This window comes from Bradyrhizobium sp. STM 3843 (assembly GCF_000239815.1).
GTDB lineage: Bacteria > Pseudomonadota > Alphaproteobacteria > Rhizobiales > Xanthobacteraceae > Bradyrhizobium.
On record NZ_CAFK01000260.1, the window covers coordinates 1 to 1,728 of the forward strand.

Here is a 1,728-nt window from a genome sequence, read left to right on the forward strand (position 1 = left end):
ACGAACCGAAATCTTCCGCTATCCGCCTGAACGCTGCGGACGGCTGTCCATAGCTCACCAGCCTGACATCGAGATCATATCCGCGCGCAAGCTGCAGCGCGCGGCGCAGGGCATCCTCGATCCAGCTCTCGTCATTGCCGAAGGCGCCGCCGCCGAGGCTTGTGAGGAGGACGATGTTCGGGCCGCGCGCCGCGTTGAGGACGGCGGCCCAGAGTGTCGCCTCGTAGGCGGCCTCCAGGATCAGGCGCGCGAACCTTTCCCAATACTTCGGCGCAATGTCGCTATAGGCCACCGGGAGTGCGGAGCAGAAAGCCTGCGAGACCAGCGGCAGGGGATCCATGGCATCCGTCGCCTCGACGTCGGTGTGAAGCCCGATCCGCAAATGGCCGCGCAAGGTGTCGATCTCGTGCGGTGCACTGTCGTCAAGCAGTTGGCCAATGGCAGCGAGCCCCGGTCGCGTGCAGAATGCGTAGCCGTTGATCATGGACCAGAGCTGACCTGTGCCTGAAGGAAGGCGGTCGCGAAGCGCCGATCCAAGGTCGGCCAATGTATCGATCTGCCTGTCTTGCGTCTGGCCGCAGTGGTCACCGAGCTCGACGAAGTAGTTGCGGTAGATCGTGGCGGCGCCGGCAGCGATCGCGCAGGCTGGGCCCTGGGTCGGATCGGATTGGTACATCGTCACACCATCTTCCGGCGTTCGATGAGGTCCGAACATCTCGAGCAGATTGAACTGTGATGCGACCTGGAACAACGCGCCGGCGAACTCCGGAAACAGGTGCATGGCCCGGACATCGCCGCAGATGAGGCTCACGCGCAGCCTGCCATGCCTGACAGGCCCCGTCTTGATTCGGTTGCGGAGACCGGAAAGCGCCGCGAGTTCGAGATGGCCGGTGCGGTAGCTCTTGCCATTGACGCGGGAGGTCAGTCTGCCGTTTTCGACCGCGAGCCGGGCCTTGGTCGAGCTGTAATCGGATTCCGGGAAGCCAGTCAGTCGTTCAAACCAGTCCACAACAAGGTCTCCTGAGAACGTGGGCGGGTTTGCACCCGCAATCCGTCGACAACGTCAGGCTGCAGGTACGATGGTGCGTAGCTCGCCGGTCTTACGGAATCATGGCGGGGTAAGCACTCAACGACGAGGGGGCCTCGCATTGCCCGTTAAGGCACTCTGCGCGATTCGCCGGCTCCCGGCGGTGTCTTGGTAGCCGACGCTGTCGGGGAAGCGGCCCCGGAAGCTGCCATTGGGGAAACGGCACCGCGAAATCCCCTGAGGATGGACCTACGCGCGCCTAATTGCTGAGACCGGCGCGCCACACCGTGACCATACGTGTGTCTCACGCGTCACAGTTACGGAGATACCAAGGTGGAACATATAGTATGACTATATGCACCCCGCTGTGATGTGCTTAGGATCATCATCCAATCTCCAGTTGATGGATGGCTGCTTCGCGGGGCGGCGGCCGATATCGGGTGTGTGCTGGGGAGGTGGCACGTTCCAGTCGCGAAGGCTTTGAGCTGGGACGTGAGACAAGAATAGACAAAGCCTGGGGACGCTGGAAGGACCAGACGAAAATGTTGAAGAGGTCTTTGAACACCGCACGTCTGTGCGGCGTGGGGGTTGCTTTGTCTCTGCTGAGCGGCGGAGCGTATGCAGCCGATCTGCCGACGAAAGCGCCGCCTGTTCCTTATGTGTCGGCCGATGATTTCTGGACGCGGCCTTATCTGTTTGGC

1 protein-coding gene and 1 pseudogene are annotated in these 1,728 nt (G+C 62.0%); one reads left to right on the forward strand and one right to left on the reverse strand.

The annotated features are described in order from the left end of the window. On the reverse strand, positions 1–1,009 hold a 1,009-nt coding region (locus BRAS3843_RS26835), incomplete at its 3' end, for a hypothetical protein (RefSeq protein ID WP_035982885.1). 560 nt (positions 1,010–1,569) lie between these two features. On the opposite strand from BRAS3843_RS26835, the pseudogene BRAS3843_RS42310 reads away from it, so the two are divergent. Continuing rightward, positions 1,570–1,728, forward strand: a pseudogene (locus BRAS3843_RS42310) (carbohydrate porin); the annotation flags it as partial.